At 67.2% G+C, this 19,537-nt stretch carries 14 protein-coding genes and 1 tRNA gene; 12 read left to right on the top strand and 3 right to left on the bottom strand.

Annotation, left to right across the window (positions count from 1 at the left end; translation table 11 throughout):
- Nucleotides 1-110: 110 nt before the first annotated feature.
- From hisI to pyk, 11 genes are all read left to right on the top strand, one after another.
- Nucleotides 111-587: a phosphoribosyl-AMP cyclohydrolase gene (hisI, locus tag AC1DBD_RS14415; protein ID WP_476909549.1), complete on the top strand. Its 477-nt coding sequence runs from the start codon at nucleotides 111-113 to the stop codon at nucleotides 585-587.
- A gap of 73 nt (nucleotides 588-660) precedes the next feature.
- A complete protein-coding gene (locus AC1DBD_RS14410; RefSeq protein WP_476892692.1) occupies nucleotides 661-2,229 on the top strand; it encodes an anthranilate synthase component I in 1,569 nt (522 codons plus the stop codon).
- Complete coding sequence (locus AC1DBD_RS14405) at nucleotides 2,226-2,852, top strand: Trp biosynthesis-associated membrane protein (protein WP_476892691.1); 627 nt, start codon at nucleotides 2,226-2,228, stop codon at nucleotides 2,850-2,852. Before AC1DBD_RS14410 ends, AC1DBD_RS14405 begins: the two co-directional genes overlap by 4 nt.
- A gap of 91 nt (nucleotides 2,853-2,943) precedes the next feature.
- Nucleotides 2,944-3,231, top strand: coding sequence for an HGxxPAAW family protein (locus AC1DBD_RS14400; protein ID WP_476926234.1), 288 nt, complete (start codon nucleotides 2,944-2,946; stop codon nucleotides 3,229-3,231).
- 2 nt (nucleotides 3,232-3,233) lie between these two features.
- On the top strand, nucleotides 3,234-4,049 hold the full coding sequence (trpC, locus tag AC1DBD_RS14395; RefSeq protein WP_476926233.1) for an indole-3-glycerol phosphate synthase TrpC: 816 nt from the start codon (nucleotides 3,234-3,236) through the stop codon (nucleotides 4,047-4,049).
- Between the two features lie 92 nt (nucleotides 4,050-4,141).
- Nucleotides 4,142-5,491, top strand: a complete 1,350-nt coding sequence (gene trpB, locus AC1DBD_RS14390) for a tryptophan synthase subunit beta (protein ID WP_441418782.1) — start codon at nucleotides 4,142-4,144, stop codon at nucleotides 5,489-5,491.
- Nucleotides 5,488-6,321, top strand: a complete 834-nt coding sequence (trpA, locus tag AC1DBD_RS14385) for a tryptophan synthase subunit alpha (RefSeq protein ID WP_476892689.1) — start codon at nucleotides 5,488-5,490, stop codon at nucleotides 6,319-6,321. The genes trpB and trpA overlap by 4 nt, the downstream gene beginning before the upstream one ends.
- 3 nt (nucleotides 6,322-6,324) lie before the next feature.
- The gene (gene lgt / locus AC1DBD_RS14380; protein WP_476982368.1) at nucleotides 6,325-7,647 is read left to right on the top strand and encodes a prolipoprotein diacylglyceryl transferase; all 1,323 of its coding nucleotides are present in this window, start codon (nucleotides 6,325-6,327) and stop codon (nucleotides 7,645-7,647) included.
- Between the two features lie 271 nt (nucleotides 7,648-7,918).
- Nucleotides 7,919-12,535: a glutamate synthase large subunit gene (gene gltB, locus AC1DBD_RS14375; RefSeq protein WP_476982367.1), complete on the top strand. Its 4,617-nt coding sequence runs from the start codon at nucleotides 7,919-7,921 to the stop codon at nucleotides 12,533-12,535.
- Entirely contained in the window at nucleotides 12,528-13,985 is a 1,458-nt protein-coding gene (locus AC1DBD_RS14370; protein WP_175321726.1) for a glutamate synthase subunit beta, read from the top strand. Before gltB ends, AC1DBD_RS14370 begins: the two co-directional genes overlap by 8 nt.
- Nucleotides 13,986-14,076: 91 nt before the next feature.
- Complete coding sequence (pyk, locus tag AC1DBD_RS14365; RefSeq protein WP_476892686.1) at nucleotides 14,077-15,576, top strand: pyruvate kinase; 1,500 nt, start codon at nucleotides 14,077-14,079, stop codon at nucleotides 15,574-15,576.
- A gap of 86 nt (nucleotides 15,577-15,662) precedes the next feature.
- On the opposite strand, the gene AC1DBD_RS14360 is transcribed toward pyk, so the two are convergent.
- Entirely contained in the window at nucleotides 15,663-16,268 is a 606-nt protein-coding gene (locus tag AC1DBD_RS14360) for an ANTAR domain-containing response regulator (protein ID WP_056739732.1), read from the bottom strand.
- Nucleotides 16,269-16,475: 207 nt separating this feature from the next.
- Between AC1DBD_RS14360 and AC1DBD_RS14355 the strand changes: the two genes are divergently transcribed.
- Nucleotides 16,476-16,557 (top strand) — tRNA-Leu (locus tag AC1DBD_RS14355).
- Nucleotides 16,558-17,111: 554 nt separating this feature from the next.
- Here AC1DBD_RS14355 and AC1DBD_RS14350 read toward each other — a convergent pair.
- Together AC1DBD_RS14350 and AC1DBD_RS14345 are read right to left on the bottom strand one after the other, a co-directional pair.
- Entirely contained in the window at nucleotides 17,112-17,501 is a 390-nt protein-coding gene (locus tag AC1DBD_RS14350) for a VOC family protein (RefSeq protein ID WP_138769518.1), read from the bottom strand.
- Nucleotides 17,502-17,657: 156 nt separating this feature from the next.
- A complete protein-coding gene (locus AC1DBD_RS14345) occupies nucleotides 17,658-18,437 on the bottom strand; it encodes an alpha/beta fold hydrolase (protein WP_476892685.1) in 780 nt (259 codons plus the stop codon).
- Nucleotides 18,438-19,537 lie beyond the last annotated feature (1,100 nt).

The following is a 19,537-nucleotide window of genomic DNA, read 5'->3' as shown; positions in this document are numbered from 1 at the left end:
GGCACAGGAAGCGCCGTGGTTTCGGCCGCAACGCGCTTTCGGCGGCGATGTTAAGCGCGGTGCCCGCAACGCCGGGCAGCGGCGGGCGCGGAGGCACTAGACTTGAGCTGATGTCTGAGCAGCCCGCCCCCGCCCCCGTCCCGGTCGACGACCAGCTAAACGCCCCGGAAAATTCCGTCCCGGTTTCCGCCGCGCCGGGTTCTGCCGTCCCCGATTCGGCGCACGACGCCGGCCCGCTCCCCGCGGGTCTCGCGGCGTCTCTCAAGCGGGACAGCGCCGGCCTGGTGGCCGCGATCGTCCAGCAGTTCGACACCAGCGAGGTGCTCATGCTGGGCTGGATGGACGACGAGGCGCTGCACCGCACGATGACCAGCGGGCGGGTCACCTTCTACTCCCGCTCCCGGCAGGAGTACTGGCGCAAGGGCGACACTTCCGGCCACGTGCAGTGGGTCAAGTCGCTCGCTCTGGACTGCGACGGCGACGCCCTGCTGGTCCGGGTCGACCAGGTCGGCGCCGCCTGCCACACCGGGACCCGGACCTGCTTCGACGGACGGGCGCTGGACGCCGTCGTCGGCCAGGCCGACTGACCGGCGCACCGCGGCGCAGGCCGCGGGCACCTCGCAAGCTTTAGACCAAGAGAACAGGCGGAAAAACGCAGCCATGCAGGACCTTGGAATCATCAGCCCCAGCCTGGACGAGTTCCGGGAACTCGCCGGCCACAGCCGTGTCATCCCCGTCCGGCTCAAGGTGCTGGCTGACGCCGAAACGCCGATCGGGCTGTACCGCAAGCTCGCCCAGGGCCAGCCCGGGACGTTCCTGCTGGAGTCCGCCGCAGTGGGCGGCGCCTGGTCCCGTTACTCCTTCATCGGCGCGCGGTCCCGTGCCACGCTGACCACCAAGGACGGGCAGGCGCACTGGCTCGGCGAGCCGCCCGTCGGCGTGCCGCTGGACGGCAGCCCGGTCGATGCCATCCGGGACACCGTCCGTGCCCTGCACACCGAACGTTTCGAAGGACTGCCGCCCTTTACCTCCGGCCTCGTCGGCTTCCTCGGCTGGGAAACCGTCCGGCACTGGGAAAAGCTCACCAGCCCGCCGGAAGACGACCTGCAGCTTCCGGAAATGGCGCTGAACCTCGTGACGGACATGGCCGTGCACGACAACATGGACGGCACGGTGCTGCTGATCGCCAACGCGATCAATTTCGACAACAGCTCCGAACGCGTCGACGAGGCCTGGCACGACGCCGTCGCCCGGGTGAAGGACCTGCTGGCAAAGATCAGCACCCCGACGGAGCAGCCCGTCTCCGTACTCCAGCCCGCAGCCCTGGACTTCGCCTCGAGCGTGCAGGAGCGCTGGGATGAAAACGATTACCTGGCCGCCCTGGACCGTGGCAAGGAAGCGATCGTCGACGGCGAAGTGTTCCAGGTGGTGATTTCGCGCCGCTTCGAAATGGAGTGCGGAGCCGATCCGCTGGACGTCTACCGGGTCCTGCGCAACACCAACCCCAGCCCGTACATGTACATCTTCAGCCTCGAGGACGCCGCCGGCCGCCAGTACTCGATCGTGGGCTCCTCCCCGGAGGCCCTCGTGACAGTCACCGGGGAGGAAGTCATCACGCACCCGATCGCCGGGTCCCGGCCGCGTGGCAAGACGGTTGAAGCGGACAAGGCCTTCGCCGAGGAGCTGCTCGCGGACCAGAAGGAACGCGCCGAACACCTCATGCTGGTGGACCTGTCCCGCAACGACCTCTCCAAGGTCTGCGTGGCCGGAACCGTGGACGTCACGCAGTTCATGGAGGTGGAGCGGTTCAGCCACATCATGCACCTGGTGTCCACTGTGGTGGGCAGGCTCGCCCCGACCGCGACGGCCTACGACGTGCTGAAGGCCACCTTCCCGGCCGGCACCCTGTCCGGAGCGCCCAAACCCCGTGCGCTGCGGCTCCTGGACGAGCTGGAGCCGCACCGCCGCGGCATCTACGGCGGTGTGGTGGGCTACCTCGACTTCGCCGGCGACATGGACATGGCGATCGCCATCCGTTCCGCCCTGCTCCGCGAAGGCCGCGCCTACGTGCAGGCCGGCGGCGGGATCGTGGCCGATTCAGTCAACGCCACCGAGGCGATCGAAACCATCAACAAGGCCGCCGCCCCGATGCGGGCCGTCCACACGGCCCAGTCGCTGCGCAACATCACGGCCGACACCGTGCCCAGTGCCGGGACGGAGCAGCCATGACCGGCCCCGCCATGGTCAAGAGCACCAGCCCGGCCGTCCCGCGCTGGGCCCGGAAATCCACCCTGGTGCTGGTGATTGCCGCACTTGCGCTGGCGGTCTTCGGCACCACCACGCAGACCTGGCTGACCGTGCAGCTGGACCCCAGCCAGCTGGGTCAGGGCGTTAGCAGCCAGAACGGCCTGCAGGTCCAGGGCAGCAAGGCCGCCACCACGGTGACGGCCCTCGCCCTTGTCGCCCTCGCGGGAGGCCTCGCCGCCTCCATTGCCGGGCGCATCGCCCGCTGGGTCATCACGGCGATCATCCTGCTCGCCTCCGCAGGGATCGTTGCCGCGGCGGCAACCGTGCTGGCCGACCCGCTGGCCGCGGCGCAGGGTTCCATCGCCGCCGCCACCGGCATCAGCGGCAGCAACGTCCAGGTGGCCCTCACCGCATTCCCCGTGCTCGCCGTCGTTGCCGGGTCGCTGCTGGGCCTCGGCGCCCTCGCCATCGTCCCTGCCGGACGGTACTGGAAGAGCCGCACGAAGTACGACGCGGCCGCCAGCGCAGGCGCTTCGGACCCCGCGCAGCCGGCCGATGAGATCGACAGCTGGGACCGGCTCTCCCGCGGCGACGACCCCACCTGAGCCCGCACCCCGCAGCGCGGCCGGTAACGCGGCAAACACCACTGTCAATAAATGGCAGAATGTAAGCAGTATTGATCCTGAGGAGATTTCCATGAGCAAAGCCCCTGTTTCCGCATCCCAGCCCGCTGCCGGCACCGGCATCTACGACGGCGTCGACCACAGCGAGCCGACCGGCCACGGCAACAGCCCGGCGGCCTGGACCACCGTGATCATCATGCTGGTCGGCGCCCTCATCGCGGCCATCGCGTTCGTCGTCGCCAACACCCCGATCTTCGTCGCCGGTGCGGTCGTCATGCTGATCGGCCTCGTGGTGGGCTTCGTGATGCGCAAAGCCGGTTATGGCGTCGGCGGCAGCAAGCTGAAGAACTCCGGCCACTAAGAGTGACTGTTCTCGATGACATCAATGCCGGTGTCAGGGAGGATATGGAGGCCCGCCAGCGCCTCGTCACGCTCGCCGAGCTGAAGGAGCGTGCCGCGGCGGCCGCCCCGGCGCGTGACGCCTGGGCCGCCCTGGGCGGGCCCTCGGACCGGACCCAGCTCAAGGTGATTGCCGAGATCAAGCGGCGCAGCCCCTCCAAGGGCGATCTCGCGAGCATTGCGGACCCGGCCTCGCTCGCCGTGCAGTACGCCGACGGCGGCGCCGCCGTGATCAGCGTCCTCACCGAACAGCGGCGCTTCAACGGCTCCCTCGCCGACCTGGACGCCGTCCGGGCGGCCGTGGACATCCCGTTGCTGCGCAAGGACTTCATGGTCGACGAGTACCAGATCTGGGAGGCCCGTGCCCACGGAGCCGACCTGATCCTGCTGATCGTCGCCTCGCTGACCGATGCGCAGCTGGGCGAGTACAGTGCGCTCAGCCGTGAGCTGGGCATGAACGTGCTCGTGGAGACCCACACGCCCGGCGAAGTTGAACGAGCCGTTGCCGCGGGCGCGAGAATCATCGGAGTCAACGTCCGCAATCTCAAGACGCTCGACGTCGACCGCTCCGTCTTTGCGGATCTCGCCGCCGGCATCCCCGCCGGCGCGCTCGTGGTCGGCGAATCCGGTGTCCGCGGCGTGGATGACGTCCGGCACTACGCGGCAAACGGCGCCAATGCGGTCCTGGTGGGCGAGGCGCTGGTCAGCCATGCGACCCCGCGCGAGCGGATCGCCGAATTCATGGCCGCCGGCGCCGAAGAAATCGCCGCACGCTCCTGACCCGCGGTCCGGCCCGGCCCCCGGCCGGACCCCGCGGTGCTTCCGTGCGGCACCGAAGATCTAGTTAGCAGTGGAACAGGATGGTGAGACTGATGGTCGATGCGCCAACAGCCGGCTCAGATGAAAGCCCCGTGGATGCGTTCCTGGAGGGCAAGCGCCCGGACGAGGACGGACCGCAGGGTGCACCCTCCCTGCGCCACGCCCCCGGACCCTACTTCGGCTCGTACGGCGGCCGCTGGATGCCCGAGTCCCTCATCGCCGCCCTGGACGAACTCGAGGATACCTTCGAGAAGGCCAAGGCTGATCCCGAGTTCACCGCCCAGATCGCGGAGCTGAACAAGAACTACTCCGGCCGTCCCTCGCTGCTCACCGAAGCCAAGCGCTTCGCCGAGCACGCCGGGGGAGTCCGCATCTTCCTCAAGCGCGAGGACCTGAACCATACCGGCTCGCACAAGATCAACAACGTGCTGGGCCAGGCGCTGTTGGCCAAGCGGATGGGCAAGACCCGTGTGATCGCCGAGACCGGAGCCGGCCAGCACGGCGTGGCCAGTGCCACCGCCGCCGCCCTGCTGGGCCTGGAGTGCGTGGTCTACATGGGCGCCGAGGACTGCCGTCGGCAGGCCCTCAACGTTGCCCGGATGGAGCTGCTCGGGGCCACCGTCATCCCGGTGACCAACGGATCGCAGACGCTCAAGGACGCCATCAACGAGGCCCTCCGCGACTGGGTCGCGAACGTGGACAACACGCACTACCTGCTCGGAACCGCGGCCGGGGCGCACCCGTTCCCGGCCATGGTCCGGTACTTCCACGAGGTCATCGGCGAGGAGGCCCGCGCCCAGATCCTGGAACAGACCGGCCGGCTGCCGGACGCCGTCTGCGCCTGCATCGGCGGCGGCTCCAACGCCATCGGCATCTTCCACGGCTTCCTGGATGACCCCTCGGTGAAGATCTACGGCTTCGAAGCCGGCGGCGAAGGCGTCGAAACGGGTCGCCACGCGGCCACCATCACGCTGGGCAAGCCCGGCGTGCTGCATGGCGCCCGGTCCTACCTCATGCAGGACGACGACGGCCAGACCATCGAGTCGCACTCCATCTCGGCTGGCCTGGACTACCCGGGCGTCGGACCCGAGCACTCCTACCTCGCCGACATCGGCCGGGTCAGCTACGAGCCCATCACGGACAGCGAAGCCATGGAGGCCTTCCGGCTGCTTTGCCGGACCGAGGGCATCATCCCGGCCATCGAGTCCGCGCACGCCCTGGCCGGCGCGATCAAGATCGGCCAGCGGCTCGCCGCGGAGGCTGGCGATGCGTCAGAAAAGATCGTCCTCGTGAATCTCTCCGGCCGCGGCGACAAGGACGTGGCCACCGCCGCGGAATGGTTCGACCTGCTGGACAAGGATTCACCCGAACACGAGATCGCCCAGGAGGGGGAGCAGCTGTGAGCACCGCCGAAAACAGAGCAGAAGGCAAGCAGCAGCCCGCCAGCAAGTCCGCGGCGGCCATCGACCGCGCCCGGGCCCAGGGCCGTGCCGCCCTCATCGGCTACCTGCCCGCTGGCTACCCGAGCGTCGAGGACACCATCGCCGCGGGCATCGCCTTGGCCGAAAACGGCGCCGACCTGATCGAAATCGGCATCCCGTATTCGGATCCGGTGATGGACGGCCAGGTCATCCAGGCCGCCACCACGGAGGCCCTCGCCAAGGGCTTCCACGTCGGCCAGGTGTTCGACGTCGTGCGCGGCATCACGAGCAAGACCGACGCGGCCGTCCTGGTCATGACCTACTGGAACCCCGTGGTCCGGATGGGCGTGGACGAGTTCTCCCGCCGCCTGGCGGACGCCGGGGGAGCCGGGCTGATCACGCCGGACCTGATCCCGGACGAGGCGGCGGAATGGATGGCCGCCTCGGACAGGTACGGCCTGGACCGGGTGTTCCTCGTGGCGCCGTCCTCCTCGCCGGAACGGATGAAGCGCACGGTCGACGCAAGCCGCGGCTTCGTCTACGCCGTCTCCATCATGGGCGTCACCGGCGCCCGCACCTCGGTCAGTTCCGCTGCCAAGGACGTCGTGGCCGCAGCGCGCGCGGCGGGCGCCGAGCGCGTCTGCGTCGGCCTGGGCGTCTCGAACGCGGGCCACGTCCGCGAGATCGCCGCCTACGCGGACGGAGTAATCGTCGGCACGGCCCTCGTCGCGGCGATCGGTGAGGGCGGCGTCGATGCTGTAGCGTCCTTGACGAAAGAGCTCAGCACCGGCCTCACCAAGGAAGAAGCGTAAGCAATGCAGCCAGTCCTCCACGCGGCAGCGATGGTTCCCGCGAGCATTCCGAGCCCGGACTGGTCCGGCTTCGATATCCCGCTGCCCTGGGGGTCCCTGCGCATCCACGCCTACGCGCTGTGCATCCTGGCCGGCATCATCGCCGGCCTCTGGCTGACGTCGGTGCGCTGGGCGCGCCGCGGTGCGCCCGAGGGCAGCGTCTGGGACATTGCCATCTGGGCGATCCCCTTCGGCATCATCGGCGGCCGGCTCTATCACGTGGTGTCCTCGCCGGACGCCTATTTCGGCCCGGGCTTCGACGGCACCGGCGACCTGTCCCTGATCCCGCAGATCCAGCGCGGCGGACTCGGCATCTGGGGTGCCGTGGTGCTGGGTGCCGTCGGCGCCTGGATCGGCTGCCGCCGGGCCGGCGTCAAGCTCAGCGCCTTCGTTGACGCCGCGGCCCCCGGCCTGCTGCTCGCCCAGGCGATCGGCCGCTGGGGCAACTACTTCAATCAGGAGCTCTTCGGCGGCCCGACCACCCTGCCGTGGGGCCTCCAGGTCGACGCCGACAGCCCCAACTTCCCGGCCGGGATGCCCGCCGACACGCTGTTCCACCCGACTTTCCTCTACGAATCCGTGTGGAACCTCGTCGGAGTGGCCCTGCTGCTCGCGCTGGACCGCAAGTTCGCGTTCCGCCGCGGCCGGCTGTTCTGGCTCTATGCCATCTACTACACGCTGGGCCGCGTCTGGATCGAGGCCATGCGGATCGACGACGCCGAACAGATCAACCTCTTCGGCATCACCACCCGGCTCAATGTCTGGACCAGCATCTTCGTCCTGCTCGCCGCCCTGGTGGTCTTCATCGTCCTCGGACTGCGCAAGCGCGACGTGCCGGACACCCCGTACCTGCCGGGACGCGAGCCCGAGTCCGCGGCGCTTGCCGGGGACGCCGAGGACGAGACGGCCGGCGTCGAGACGACAGACCACGAGACGACAGGCAGCGACAGGGACGCCGCCGACGAAGAAGCCGACAAGAAGGCTGACGACGAGACCGCCGACGCCGCCGTCGGGCCCGAGCCGGCGACGGAACCCGGCGAACCCCGGGAGCCGGCGACGGTCCCGGCCGACCGCGGAACCATCCGCCATTCGGACTCTGCTGTCTCAGATACTGAATCGCGTGATAATCTCCGGGAGAACCAGAGCGGTCCGGACCGCGCCTCAGCCTCAGCTGCGGCGGCCGGAGAATCCACCGGCGGCACCATGCCCGCCACCGGAGAACCGGCAACCGGAGTATCCGGCCGCCGGGCCACCGGGACCGCACCGGACGCTGACAGCACCAAGTAACTCAGCTCCGGCAATCGGGCTGCAGGGCGATCGCCGGCTGGGTCCGAGTCCACAGCGTCGTGGCGACAGGGTTTGTACGATTGAGCAGGCAGCAGACAGCTGCGCGCTATGCAAACCCAGGTCGGCGGCCCGCGTAACTGTTCGTACAGCAAGCGGCGCTGGCCTACAATTCGAGTAGGAAAATCACGTTGTTGTGCCCGTCACACCGGCGCACCGATTCGGGCCAATGTTGTCCCTCCCATACGCACGATCAGGAGGAAGGACGTCTCCCATGACCCAAACCCTGCATAGCCCCAGCTGGTCCGGTCCGGAACAGCCCACTACGGCGGTCTCACCGTTCAAGCGTTTTGCGGCGCTGCCCGAAGCTGCCGGGCTTTACAACCCGGAGCAGGAGAAGGACGCCTGCGGGCTGGCCATCATCGCCACCCTGCGCGGCGAGCCTGGCTACGACATCGTCGATGCCGCACTGACCGCCCTGCGCAACCTTGAGCACCGCGGTGCCGTCGGCGCCGATGAAGGAACCGGCGACGGCGCCGGCCTCCTCATGCAGGTCCCGGACGAGTTCTTCCGTGCAGTTACCGACTTCGAACTCCCCGCCGTCGGGCAGTACGTTGTGGGCACCGCGTTCCTGCCGGCCGAACAGCGCGAATCCGATGCCGCCAAGGCAGGCATTGAGGGTCTCGCGGCCGACGAAGGCCTCACCGTCCTGGGCTGGCGTGAAGTCCCGATCGTGGCCGACCTCGTCGGAGCCATGGCCCGGGCCTGCATGCCGTACTTCGCGCAGCCCTTCTTCGCTTCCAGCACCGGCGAGACGCTCTCCCGCAACGAACTCGACTCCCGGGCCTGGCGGATCCGCAAGCGCGCCCAAAACAAGTACGGCGTGTACTTCCCCTCGCTGTCCTCCCGGACCATCGTCTACAAGGGCATGCTCACCACCGCCCAGCTGGAGCCGTTCTACCCGGACCTCTCGGACAAGCGCTTCAAGACCAAGCTTGCGATCGTCCACTCGCGCTTCTCTACCAACACCTTCCCGTCCTGGCCGCTGGCCCAGCCGTTCCGCACCATCGCCCACAACGGCGAAATCAACACGGTCAAGGGCAACCGGAACTGGATGCGCGCCCGCCAGTCGCAGCTTGCCAATCCGCTGCTGGGGGACAGCCCGGAAGAGCTGTACCCGATCTGCACCCCGGGCGCCTCGGATTCGGCCTCCTTCGACGAGGTCGCCGAACTGCTCTGGCTCTCCGGCCGGCCCATCACGCACTCGATCATGATGATGATCCCCGAGGCCTGGGAAAACCACGCCACGATGGATCCCGCCCGGCGCGCGTTCTACGAGTACCACTCGCTGCTGATGGAGCCCTGGGACGGTCCCGCCGCCGTGTCCTTCACCGACGGCAACCTCGTCGGCGCCACCCTGGACCGCAACGGGCTGCGCCCGGGACGGTACTGGATCACCGAGGACGGCCTCGTCGTCTTCGCCTCCGAGGTCGGCGTGATCGACGTCGAACCCTCCAAGGTGGTCAAGAAGGGCCGCGTTTCGCCGGGCAAGATGTTCCTCGTGGACACCGAAGCCGGCCGGATTATCGACGACGCCGAGGTCAAGGCCGAGGTGGCCGCGGCCAACCCCTGGGCCGAGTGGCTCAAGGACAACCTGATCGACCTCAAGGACCTGCCCGAACGCGAGCACGTGGTGCACACCGCCGCCTCGGTCAACATCCGCCAGCGCACCTTCGGCTACACCACCGAGGAACTGAAGATCCTGCTCGGCCCGATGGCGCGGACCGGCGCCGAACCCCTCGGCGCCATGGGGTCGGACACCCCGGTGGCCGTGCTCTCCAAGCGGCCCCGGCTGCTCTTCGACTACTTCGTGCAGTCCTTCGCGCAGGTCACCAACCCGCCGCTGGACGCCATCCGCGAGGAACTGGTCACGTCCCTGACCTGCGCGATCGGCCCCAACGGCAACCTGCTGGACACCAAGCAGGTCCGCCAGCCGCAGGTCTCGCTGCCGTTCCCCGTGATCAACAACGACCAGCTCGCCAAGATCGCGAACATCGAGAACGCCGACGGCGACCGGGTCGCCATGAAGGTGCGCGGCCTCTATCGCCCCGACGGCGGCGAGAACGCCCTGCGCGCCCGGCTGACCGAAATCTGCGAGCAGGTTTCCGGCGCCATCAACCGCGGCGTCCAGTACGTCGTGCTCTCGGACCGCGACTCCAACGCCCAGTGGGCGCCGATCCCGTCCCTGCTGCTGGTCAGCGCCGTGCACCACCACCTGCTGCGCAGCGCCAACCGCACCAAGACGGCGCTCGTGGTCGAGGCCGGCGACGTCCGCGAAACACACCACGTCGCCGTGCTGATCGGCTATGGCGCCTCTGCGGTGAACCCGTACCTGGCGATGGAATCCGTGGAGCAGCTCATCAGTTCCGGAGACGTCACCGGCGTCACCCCGCAGGACGGCGTCTACAACCTGATCAAGGGCCTCGGCAAGGGCGTCCTGAAGATCATGTCCAAGATGGGCATCTCCACGGTCGCGTCCTACACCGGCGCCCAGACCTTTGAAGCCCTCGGCCTCGGCCAGGACCTGGTGGACGAATACTTCTCCGGCACCCACTCCCAGCTCGGCGGCGTCGGCCTCGACGTCATCGCCGCGGAGGTCGCTGCGCGGCACCGGATGGCGTACCCGGAAAACGGCATCGAACAGCCGCACCAGCCCCTGCTGGGCGGCGGCGAGTACCAGTGGCGCCGCGACGGCGAACCGCACCTGTTCAACCCCGAGACGGTGTTCCGGCTGCAGCACGCCACGCGTGAACGCCGCTACGACATCTTCAAGGCCTACACCCGCGGCGTTGACGACCAGTCCGAGAACCTGATGACCCTGCGCGGGCTGCTGAAGTTCAAGGCCGGCCTGCGCCCCGCGGTCCCGCTCGAGGAAGTGGAGTCCGTCTCCAGCATCGTCAAGCGGTTCTCCACCGGCGCCATGAGCTACGGCTCCATCTCGCAGGAAGCCCACGAGACGCTGGCCATCGCGATGAACCGGCTCGGCGGCAAGTCCAACACCGGGGAAGGCGGCGAGGACGTGGACCGGCTCCTGGATCCGACCCGGCGCTCGGCCGTCAAGCAGATCGCCTCGGGCCGCTTCGGCGTCACCAGCCTCTACCTGACTAACGCCGACGACATCCAGATCAAGATGGCACAGGGTGCAAAGCCCGGCGAAGGCGGCCAGCTGATGGCCCAGAAGGTCTACCCCTGGGTGGCCCGGACCCGGCACTCCACACCCGGCGTCGGGCTCATCTCCCCGCCGCCGCACCACGACATCTACTCGATCGAGGACCTCGCGCAGCTGATCTACGATGCCAAGCGCGCCAACCCCTCGGCGCGGGTGCACGTCAAGTTGGTCTCCGAGGTCGGCATCGGCACGGTCGCGGCCGGCGTCACCAAGGCCAAGGCCGACGTCGTGCTGGTTTCCGGCCACGACGGCGGCACCGGCGCCTCGCCGCTGAACTCGCTTAAGCACGCCGGCGTGCCGTGGGAACTCGGCCTCGCCGAGACCCAGCAGACCCTGATGCTCAACGGCCTGCGCGACCGCGTGGTGGTGCAGGTGGACGGTCAGCTCAAGACCGGCCGCGACGTCGTGATCGCCGCGCTGCTCGGCGGCGAGGAGTTCGGTTTCGCCACCGCGCCGCTGGTGGTCTCCGGCTGCATCATGATGCGCGTCTGCCACCTGGACACCTGTCCGGTGGGCGTCGCGACGCAGAACCCCGAGCTGCGCTCACGCTTCACCGGCAAGCCCGAATTCGTGGTCAACTTCTTCGAATTCCTCGCCGAGGAAGTCCGCGAGATTCTGGCCGAACTCGGCTTCCGGAGCCTCGAGGAAGCGATCGGCCACGCCGAAATGCTCGACACCCGCGAGGCGATCAGCCACTGGAAGGCCGAAGGGCTGGACCTGGACCCCATCCTGCACGGACTGGAGTTCGACGACGATGCGCCGCTGCGCAACCTCACGGGCCAGAACCACGAGCTGGACAAGCACTTCGACCAGCGACTGATCGCGATGGCCGCCGAGGCCCTCAGCGACCGGACCCCGGTGAAAATCGCCGTCGACGTGATCAACACGGACCGGTCCGTGGGCACCATGCTCGGCCACGTGGTCACCAAGACCTTCAGCACCGACGTGCTCGCCACCGACACGATCGACATCACGCTGACCGGCACCGCCGGACAGTCGCTCGGCGCGTTCCTGCCGGCCGGCATCACTCTCCGGATGTTCGGCGACTCCAACGACTACGTCGGCAAGGGTCTTTCCGGAGGCCGCATCATCGTCCGCCCGGACCGCACCAACGTGTTCCCGGCGGAGCGGAACGTGATCGCCGGCAACGTGATCGGATACGGCGCCACGAGCGGCGAGTTGTTCCTGCGCGGGCAGGTGGGGGAGCGCTTCATGGTGCGCAACTCCGGCGCCACCGCGGTGGTCGAAGGCATCGGCGACCACGGCTGCGAGTACATGACCGGCGGCCAGGCGCTCATCATCGGCCGCACCGGCCGCAACTTCGGCGCCGGCATGTCCGGCGGCACCGCCTACGTCCTGGACCTGCAGACCGAACGGGTCAACAAGCAGGCCCTCGACGCCGGCGAGCTGCAGCTGCGCGAACTCGACGCCGAAGACCGCGAAATCGTCCACGGACTGCTGGTCAAGCACCTCGAGGAGACCGAGTCGCAGCACGCGGCCCGGCTGCTCGAGAACTTCGACGACACCGCGGCCCGCATTACCAAGGTGCTGCCGCGCGACTACGCGGCCGTGCTGCAAACCCGTCTTGACGCCATCGAAGAGGGCCTGGACCCCGACGGCGAAGAAGTTTGGTCTCGAATCCTGGAGGTGACCGGTGGCTGATCCACGCGGATTTCTGAAAGTACGCCAGCGTGAAACACAGCCGCGCCGTCCCGTCCCGGTCCGCATCATGGACTGGAAAGAGGTTTACGAAGCCCAGGAGAAGGGCGTCCTGAAGAGCCAGGCCGGCCGCTGCATGGACTGCGGTGTCCCGTTCTGCCACCAGGGCTGCCCGCTGGGCAACCTCATCCCGGAGTGGAACGACCTCATCTGGCGGGACAAGGGCGAGGAAGCGATGGAGCGGCTGCACGCCACCAACAACTTCCCCGAGTTCACCGGCCGGCTCTGCCCGGCACCCTGCGAGGCCTCCTGCGTGCTGGGCATCAACCAGCCCGCCGTGACCATCAAGCAGGTCGAGGTTTCCATCGTGGACCAGGCCTTCGACAAGGGCTGGGTCAACCCGCTGCCGCCGGCACGCCTCTCCGGCAAGACGGTCGCCGTCGTCGGTTCCGGCCCCGCCGGGCTCGCCGTCGCGCAGCAGCTGACCCGGGTGGGCCACACCGTCGCCGTGTATGAGCGCGACGACAAGATCGGTGGCCTGCTCCGCTACGGCATCCCCGACTTCAAGATGGAAAAAGAGCACGTGGACCGCCGCCTGGACCAGATGAAGGCCGAAGGCACCCGCTTCCGGACCGGCGTCGCCGTCGGCACCGATGTGACCTGGGAGCAGCTGCGCCGGCGCTACGACGCCGTCGTGGTCGCCACCGGCGCGACCGTGCCGCGGGACCTGCCCATCCCGGGCCGGGACCTTGAGGGCGTGCACTTCGCGATGGATTACCTCGTCCCGGCCAACCGCGTGGTGGCCGGCGAGACGGTGGAAAACCAGATCAACGCCGCCGGCAAGCACGTTGTGATCCTCGGCGGCGGCGACACCGGCGCGGACTGCCTCGGCACCGCACACCGGCACCAGGCAGCGTCCGTGACCACGCTGGCGATCGGCAAGCAGCCGTCCGCCGAGCGGGCCGCGCACCAGCCCTGGCCGACGTTCCCCACCCTATTCGAGGTGGCCAGCGCGCACGAGGAGGGCGGCGAACGTACCTACCTCGCCTCCACCGTGGAATTTGTCGGCGAGAACGGCAAGCTGACCGGCGTGAAGGTTGCCGAGACTGAATTCGTCGACGGCAAGCGCCTGCCGAAGGCCGGCACCGAACGGATCATCCCGGCGGACCTCGTTTTCCTGTCCCTGGGCTTCACCGGCGCCGAACCCGCCGGGATCACCGAGCAGGTGCACGCCGAGTTCGACGGCCGCGGGAACGTGGCCCGGGACGGTTACTACATGACCAACACGGAAGGGGTCTTCGTCGCCGGAGACGCCGGTCGCGGTCAGTCCCTGATCGTCTGGGCAATCGCCGAGGGCCGCGCCTGCGCCGCCGCGGTGGACAAATTCCTGATGGGCAGCACCATTCTCCCGGCGCCAGTTGCGCCGACCGACCGGGCGATCGCCGTCCTGTAACCCGGTCCGGACCCTGCCGGGTCCGGACCGGGCACCGGCCGTTCATCACCGCAACAACTTAAAACAACCAAGAGACAACTAGGGTAGGTATATGAGACGCGCTAAAATTGTGGCCACCTTCGGACCGGCGATCGCGAGCTTCGAGAACACGCTTGCCGTGCTGGAAGCCGGGGTCGACGTGGCCCGCATGAACATGAGCCACGGAGATTACTCCGTGCACGACAACACCTACGAGAACGTCCGCAAGGCCGCCGGCCAGCTCGGCAAGGCCGTCGCCATCATGGCCGACCTGCAGGGCCCGAAGATCCGCCTCGGCCGCTTCGTTGACGGACCGCACCTGCTGGCCGTCGGTGACACCTTCACGATCACCACCGAGGACGTCCCGGGCACCAAGGACATCTGCTCCACGACGCTGAAGAGCCTCACCGAGGACGTAAACCCCGGCGACTCGCTGCTGATCGACGACGGCAAGGTGGCGCTGCGCGCCATCGAGGTGGACGACGTCAAAGTCGTCGCCCAGGTGGTTGTCGGCGGCTACGTGTCCAACAACAAGGGCATCAACCTGCCCGGCGTGGCCGTCAACGTGCCCGCGCTGAGCGAAAAGGACGAGGACGACCTCCGCTGGGCCATGCGCCGCGGCGTGGACATGGTGGCCCTCTCCTTCGTCCGCGACGCCTCGGACATCAAGCGCGTCCACGAAATCATGGACGAAGAAGGCCGCCGCGTGCCGGTGATCGCCAAGATCGAAAAGCCGCAGGCCGTGGACCAGCTCCCGGAGATCATCGACGCCTTCGACGCCATCATGGTGGCCCGTGGCGACCTCGGTGTGGAGCTGCCGCTCGAGGAAGTGCCGATCGTGCAGAAGCGCGCCGTCGAACTGGCCCGCCGCTGGGCCAAGCCCGTCATCGTGGCCACCCAGGTGCTCGAATCCATGATCGACAACCCGCGCCCGACCCGCGCCGAGGCCTCCGACTGCGCCAACGCCGTGCTCGACGGCGCGGATGCCGTCATGCTCTCGGGCGAGACCAGCGTGGGCAAGTTCCCGATCGAGACCGTCAAGACCATGGCCCGGATCATCGAATCCACCGAGGTCCACGGCCTGGAACGCGTCCCCCCGCTGGGCACCAAGCCCAAGACCCGCGGCGGCGCCATCACCCGTGCCGCCGTCGAGATCGCCGACCAGCTGGAAGCAAAGTACATCTGTACTTTCACCCAGTCCGGCGACTCCGCACGACGCCTGTCGCGGCTGCGGCCGATCCGCCCGGTCTTTGCCTTCACCCCGGTGGAGCACGTCTGGAACCAGCTCGCGCTGACCTGGGGCATCCAGCCGGTACTGGTCCCGATGGTGGGCCACACCGACGAGATGACCGCCCAGGTGGACCGCAACCTGCTCGAGATGGATCTCGTCGAGGACGGCGACATGGTGGTCATTGCGGCCGGTTCGCCTCCCGGAAAGGCCGGTTCCACGAACATGCTGAAGGTCCACAAGGTAGGCGACCTGGCCGACGCCGGCAGCCACGGCGAGAACGCCGTCACCAAGGACAAGCTCGGCCCCTGGCCGGAAAAGAAGAAGAAGAACACCAAGATCTAGTTCTTCTCCAGATACACCAAAGGGAGGGCTCCGCCGCTGGCATTCAGCGGCGGGGCCCTCCCTTTTGTCTGTCTGTTTGTTAGCGGCTAGTTGACCTGGTTGATGATGGTTTCGGCGACCTCGCGCATGCTGAGGCGGCGGTCCATGGATGTCTTCTGGATCCAGCGGAACGCTTCCGGCTCCGTCAGGCCCATCTTGGTGGTCAGGAGGCTCTTGGCGCGCTCCACGAGCTTGCGGGTGGCGAACTGCTCCTGCAGGTCGCTCACCTCGCTTTCGAGGGCCTTGATTTCCTCGTGCCGGGACAGTGCGATCTCCAGGGCCGGGATCAGGTCGGCCGGGGTGAAGGGCTTCACCACGTAGGCCATGGCGCCGGCGTCGCGGGCCCGCTCCACGAGTTCCTTCTGGCTGAACGCGGTGAGCAGCACGACCGGCGCGATCCGGGCCTTGACGATCTTCTCGGCCGCGGAGATGCCGTCCATGACGGGCATCTTGACGTCCATCAGGACGAGGTCGGGCTTGAGCTCTTCCGCGAGCTGTACGGCCTTCTCGCCGTTGTCCGCCTCGCCGACGACGTCGTAGCCCTCGCCACGCAGGATCTCGATGATGTCCAGCCGGATGAGGGTCTCATCCTCGGCGACGACGACGCGGCGCGCCGGCTGGGAGGTGGGGGTTGACTCCGTCTGTTCTGACACGGGTACTCCTTGGAAAGGTACGGCGGGAACTGGACCATCTGAGGCACGTCCGCGGGTGTACTGGGGGCCGGTAGGGATCGATGCGGCGTCACTGGCGCGATTCTGGAATTCAGCCTATCTGCATGTAGAGTAATTTCGCGCACCGGAAGCGATCGCGTTGCTCACAGCACCATCGAGCAAGCGAATATGACAGCCGGTGTACTCCGCGCCCGAGTGGCGGAATTGGCAGACGCGCCGCACTCAAAATGCGGTATCGAAAGGTGTGTGGGTTCGAGTCCCACCTCGGGCACGTGTTTTCCCTGTTCAGTGGCCTGCGGGTCACTGAACGTGCACAAACTGTTCACTGATGGACCCCCTCGGGGGCTTTTTTTGTTGGTGGCTGTGCCTTCTCCTGGGTTTGGGCAGCGGTGTGGCTGGTTATCTGTTCATGGCGGGGAGGGTCTTGAACTGCATGACCTGATGCTGGCTGGGCGAGCGGAGTCGCCTCGGCTCGTTTGCACTAATTCCGGTCACGACTGTTCATGGCAAGATTTCCGGATCTGTCTTTGTCGTACCGGGTTGTGTTGAGAGCGGGCAGATGCGGCTCGAACGGTTTCTTGCCTGTTCTGTCGAATATTTCTGGCCCTGCACGGGAAGCTGAAACTGGCTCCACGCTGTGACGATGGTGAGCGACGAAAACCGAGCCACGGCGTCCGGACCGCACACCCATCTTCAGCCGTGGATAGTCCGAATTGATCCAGCTGTGGGAGCTTAAGAGCGCGCAGACGATCAGAGTCTTTGGGTGTTTTCGTGGCGCCCCGTTGGCGGAGCCTCCCACACAGCCGATGCTTGACTTGGGTCGGGTCACAAACCCTGTTGGTCTGTGGGTGGGTGTTCGGCCACGCAGAAGAGGTTCCCCTCCCGGTCAGCAAGAGTGGTCCACTGCACGTGTGGGAATTCGTCAAGGACGTCCCACTGGTAAGTGGCACCGAGGTCGAGGAGGCGTCTGACCTCGGCCTGTCGTGACCCCCAGGGCACGGTCAGATCTAGGTGGAACGTTTGGTGCTCGGGGCGAGGACCGGTCATGGGTTGGAAGAACATTGCGAACCCTCCGGGACCCGCAGATGGCAGGTAGACGCTGTCGCCGCCCGGTGAGGGCAAGGCGCCGGTCACGGACGCCCAAAAATCGGCAAGCGTGGCTGGATTCTGAGCCTCCAGGTTGATCGCACCAAGGGTGATCTGATGTGTCGTCATGGTTGCAACGCTAACAGGATCCTCGGACAGCCTCTCGTTAGTGCACGGCGGCGTCGATGCCTCCCGAGACTGGGGCGTCATCCCCAGCCGTCGCAGGTTCCACCTTTCGGAAGCCAACTCAAACATAATGGCTCCGCCCCGGCGCTCAGCCGCAGCTCAGGCGGTGCTATCGAGGATCAGGCGCGCCGCTTCCGTTGGTTGGTCCCAGTGCGGGAAGTGACCGCAGTTTTCGAACCAGTGGAGCGTTGCATCCGGGAACAGCTCCATGGCCCGCGCCGCCTCACTGGGAGCGGTGACCTTGTCCTTCCGCCCCCATCCAATGACCACTTTTCCCTTGAGTGAACCGGCCGGTGCGCCTTCCTGGCGGGGTCCGTGAATCAGCGCGTTGAGGGCAGGGTCCAGACTGGTCGATGTCTTGAACCCGCGAAGTTCATGCAGGACCAGATCCTGCGGCAGCTTCCATGGGTGGGCGGAGAACTGAGCCAACAGGGCCGTGCGGCCAACGGGGTTGCCCGTGAGGAAGGGGAGCGCCGGTTGGATACGGCGCACCAGTGCGACGGATGCCTTGATGCTTGCTCCAAAGATCGCTGCCTGGCGGTCATTCCAGAATCCACCAGGGTCCAGTGCGATCGTGGTGCCAGCGTGCCCTCGCCGTGCCATTTCCAACACCATCCGGGCGCCCATGGAGCTGCCTACCAGATCAAGGTCACCCAGTTCCCCGTCGCGGATAAAGGCTTCGACGGCATCGGTCAGCGTGGCAATGGTGGTTTCTCCGGTTAGCGGCGCGGATTCGCCGCAACCGGGGAGGTCGACGGCGATGACATCGCGTTCAGCGGCCAGCGCCGGGATTATCGGGTTCCAGTTACCAATACTGGAACCGAGCCCATGGATCAGGAGGAGTGGCTTACCGGAGCCTTGCCGGGTTGAGTGCAGCATGACTTCACTGTAAGGGGCGGTGCAACATATCTGGTCAGAGGTCATCTGGCGAAAGGCTCGACGGCACAGCGATACGCGGTTGGGCAGCGCATCCAACACGCCTCAGGTCGAACACATCTCAGGCAGGGGCGAAGAGTTCATGCGCCACGTTGTCGGGGCCCTGAATTCCAGGATCTTACCGGCGCCGATGCCCTTGGACCACCGTGGTGGAGAGCGCCGGATACGACGGCGACAGTGAGAACGTCCGGGTGTCCTCGGGCCAAACCCGCGTAGGTCGTTTTCTGTCCAGTCCGTGCCGGAGCGGGCGGTGATGTCGAAAAGGAGGAACCCGCCGCCGTGATCTTCATTGATTTCCAGCATGAGGGCCGCGCCGTAGTGCTGTGCTTGTTCGAGCCCGGTCCGGTTCCGGTGGCCTACTCTTCAAATCGGAGCGAAATCGCGTTCAAGCCGCAACTGCCCCGCGCGGACTGCCGCTTTAGCAGCCTGGTTGCGCTGAAGTGGGCAAAAGAGGGGGTGTGCACAATGTGCACACCCTGGGCTTCGGATCGGGTCGTACTGCTGCCGGAGTGGGCCGGGTTGGCGATGTTTGCGGGGGAGTGCCGGGAATTCAAGGCCTGGAACCCGTTTCGAGTCCCACCTCGGGCACAGTGTTTTCGCTGTTCAGGGGCTTGTGGGCCGCTGAGTGTGTACAAACTGTTTCACTGTTAGGTCCCTTCGGGGGCCTATTTTTGTTGGGGGCGGCTGCTGTGGCCGAGTGGCTCCTTCTCGTGGTTTCGGGCGGCGGTGGCTCTGCCTACTCCTTCATGGCCGGGCTCGCTGCCAACGGCATGACTGGACGCTGGCCGGCTGCCCTTGACGGGGATCGTCCGGCCGGTGGGCTCCGGGTCGGTCAACGTGGCGGTGCCGGCGGTGCGGGATCATCAACGTCGGTGCACCCGTTGTGTAACGGGTTGGTGTCGGTTCGGTGGGGACCCATCCGGGAGGGCGGGTGTTGCCGAAGTACTCCTGACAGACCAAGCCGGACCCGCAGGAAAGTGTCAGCCCCTACCAGGGCGGCGGGGACGGGACACCCATTGAGCTATTTCCAAGGAGCACTCCCC

The organism is Arthrobacter sp. 10T419, from assembly GCF_056394105.1.
The sequence above is the reverse complement of the archived record's forward strand: the minus strand, read 5'-3'. Positions and strand labels throughout refer to the sequence as shown.

Bases quoted from the DNA above. Each gene is read 5' to 3' on its own strand.
- hisI (WP_476909549.1), top strand. From the start codon at position 111: ATGTCTGAGCAGCCCGCCCCCGCCCCCGTCCCGGTCGACGACCAGCTA.
- AC1DBD_RS14410 (WP_476892692.1), top strand. From the start codon at position 661: ATGCAGGACCTTGGAATCATCAGCCCCAGCCTGGACGAGTTCCGGGAA.
- AC1DBD_RS14405 (WP_476892691.1), top strand. From the start codon at position 2,226: ATGACCGGCCCCGCCATGGTCAAGAGCACCAGCCCGGCCGTCCCGCGC.
- AC1DBD_RS14400 (WP_476926234.1), top strand. From the start codon at position 2,944: ATGAGCAAAGCCCCTGTTTCCGCATCCCAGCCCGCTGCCGGCACCGGC.
- trpB (WP_441418782.1), top strand. From the start codon at position 4,142: ATGGTCGATGCGCCAACAGCCGGCTCAGATGAAAGCCCCGTGGATGCG.
- lgt (WP_476982368.1), top strand. From the start codon at position 6,325: ATGCAGCCAGTCCTCCACGCGGCAGCGATGGTTCCCGCGAGCATTCCG.
- gltB (WP_476982367.1), top strand. From the start codon at position 7,919: ATGACCCAAACCCTGCATAGCCCCAGCTGGTCCGGTCCGGAACAGCCC.
- pyk (WP_476892686.1), top strand. From the start codon at position 14,077: ATGAGACGCGCTAAAATTGTGGCCACCTTCGGACCGGCGATCGCGAGC.
- AC1DBD_RS14350 (WP_138769518.1), bottom strand. From the start codon at position 17,501: ATGACGACACATCAGATCACCCTTGGTGCGATCAACCTGGAGGCTCAG.
- AC1DBD_RS14345 (WP_476892685.1), bottom strand. From the start codon at position 18,437: ATGCTGCACTCAACCCGGCAAGGCTCCGGTAAGCCACTCCTCCTGATC.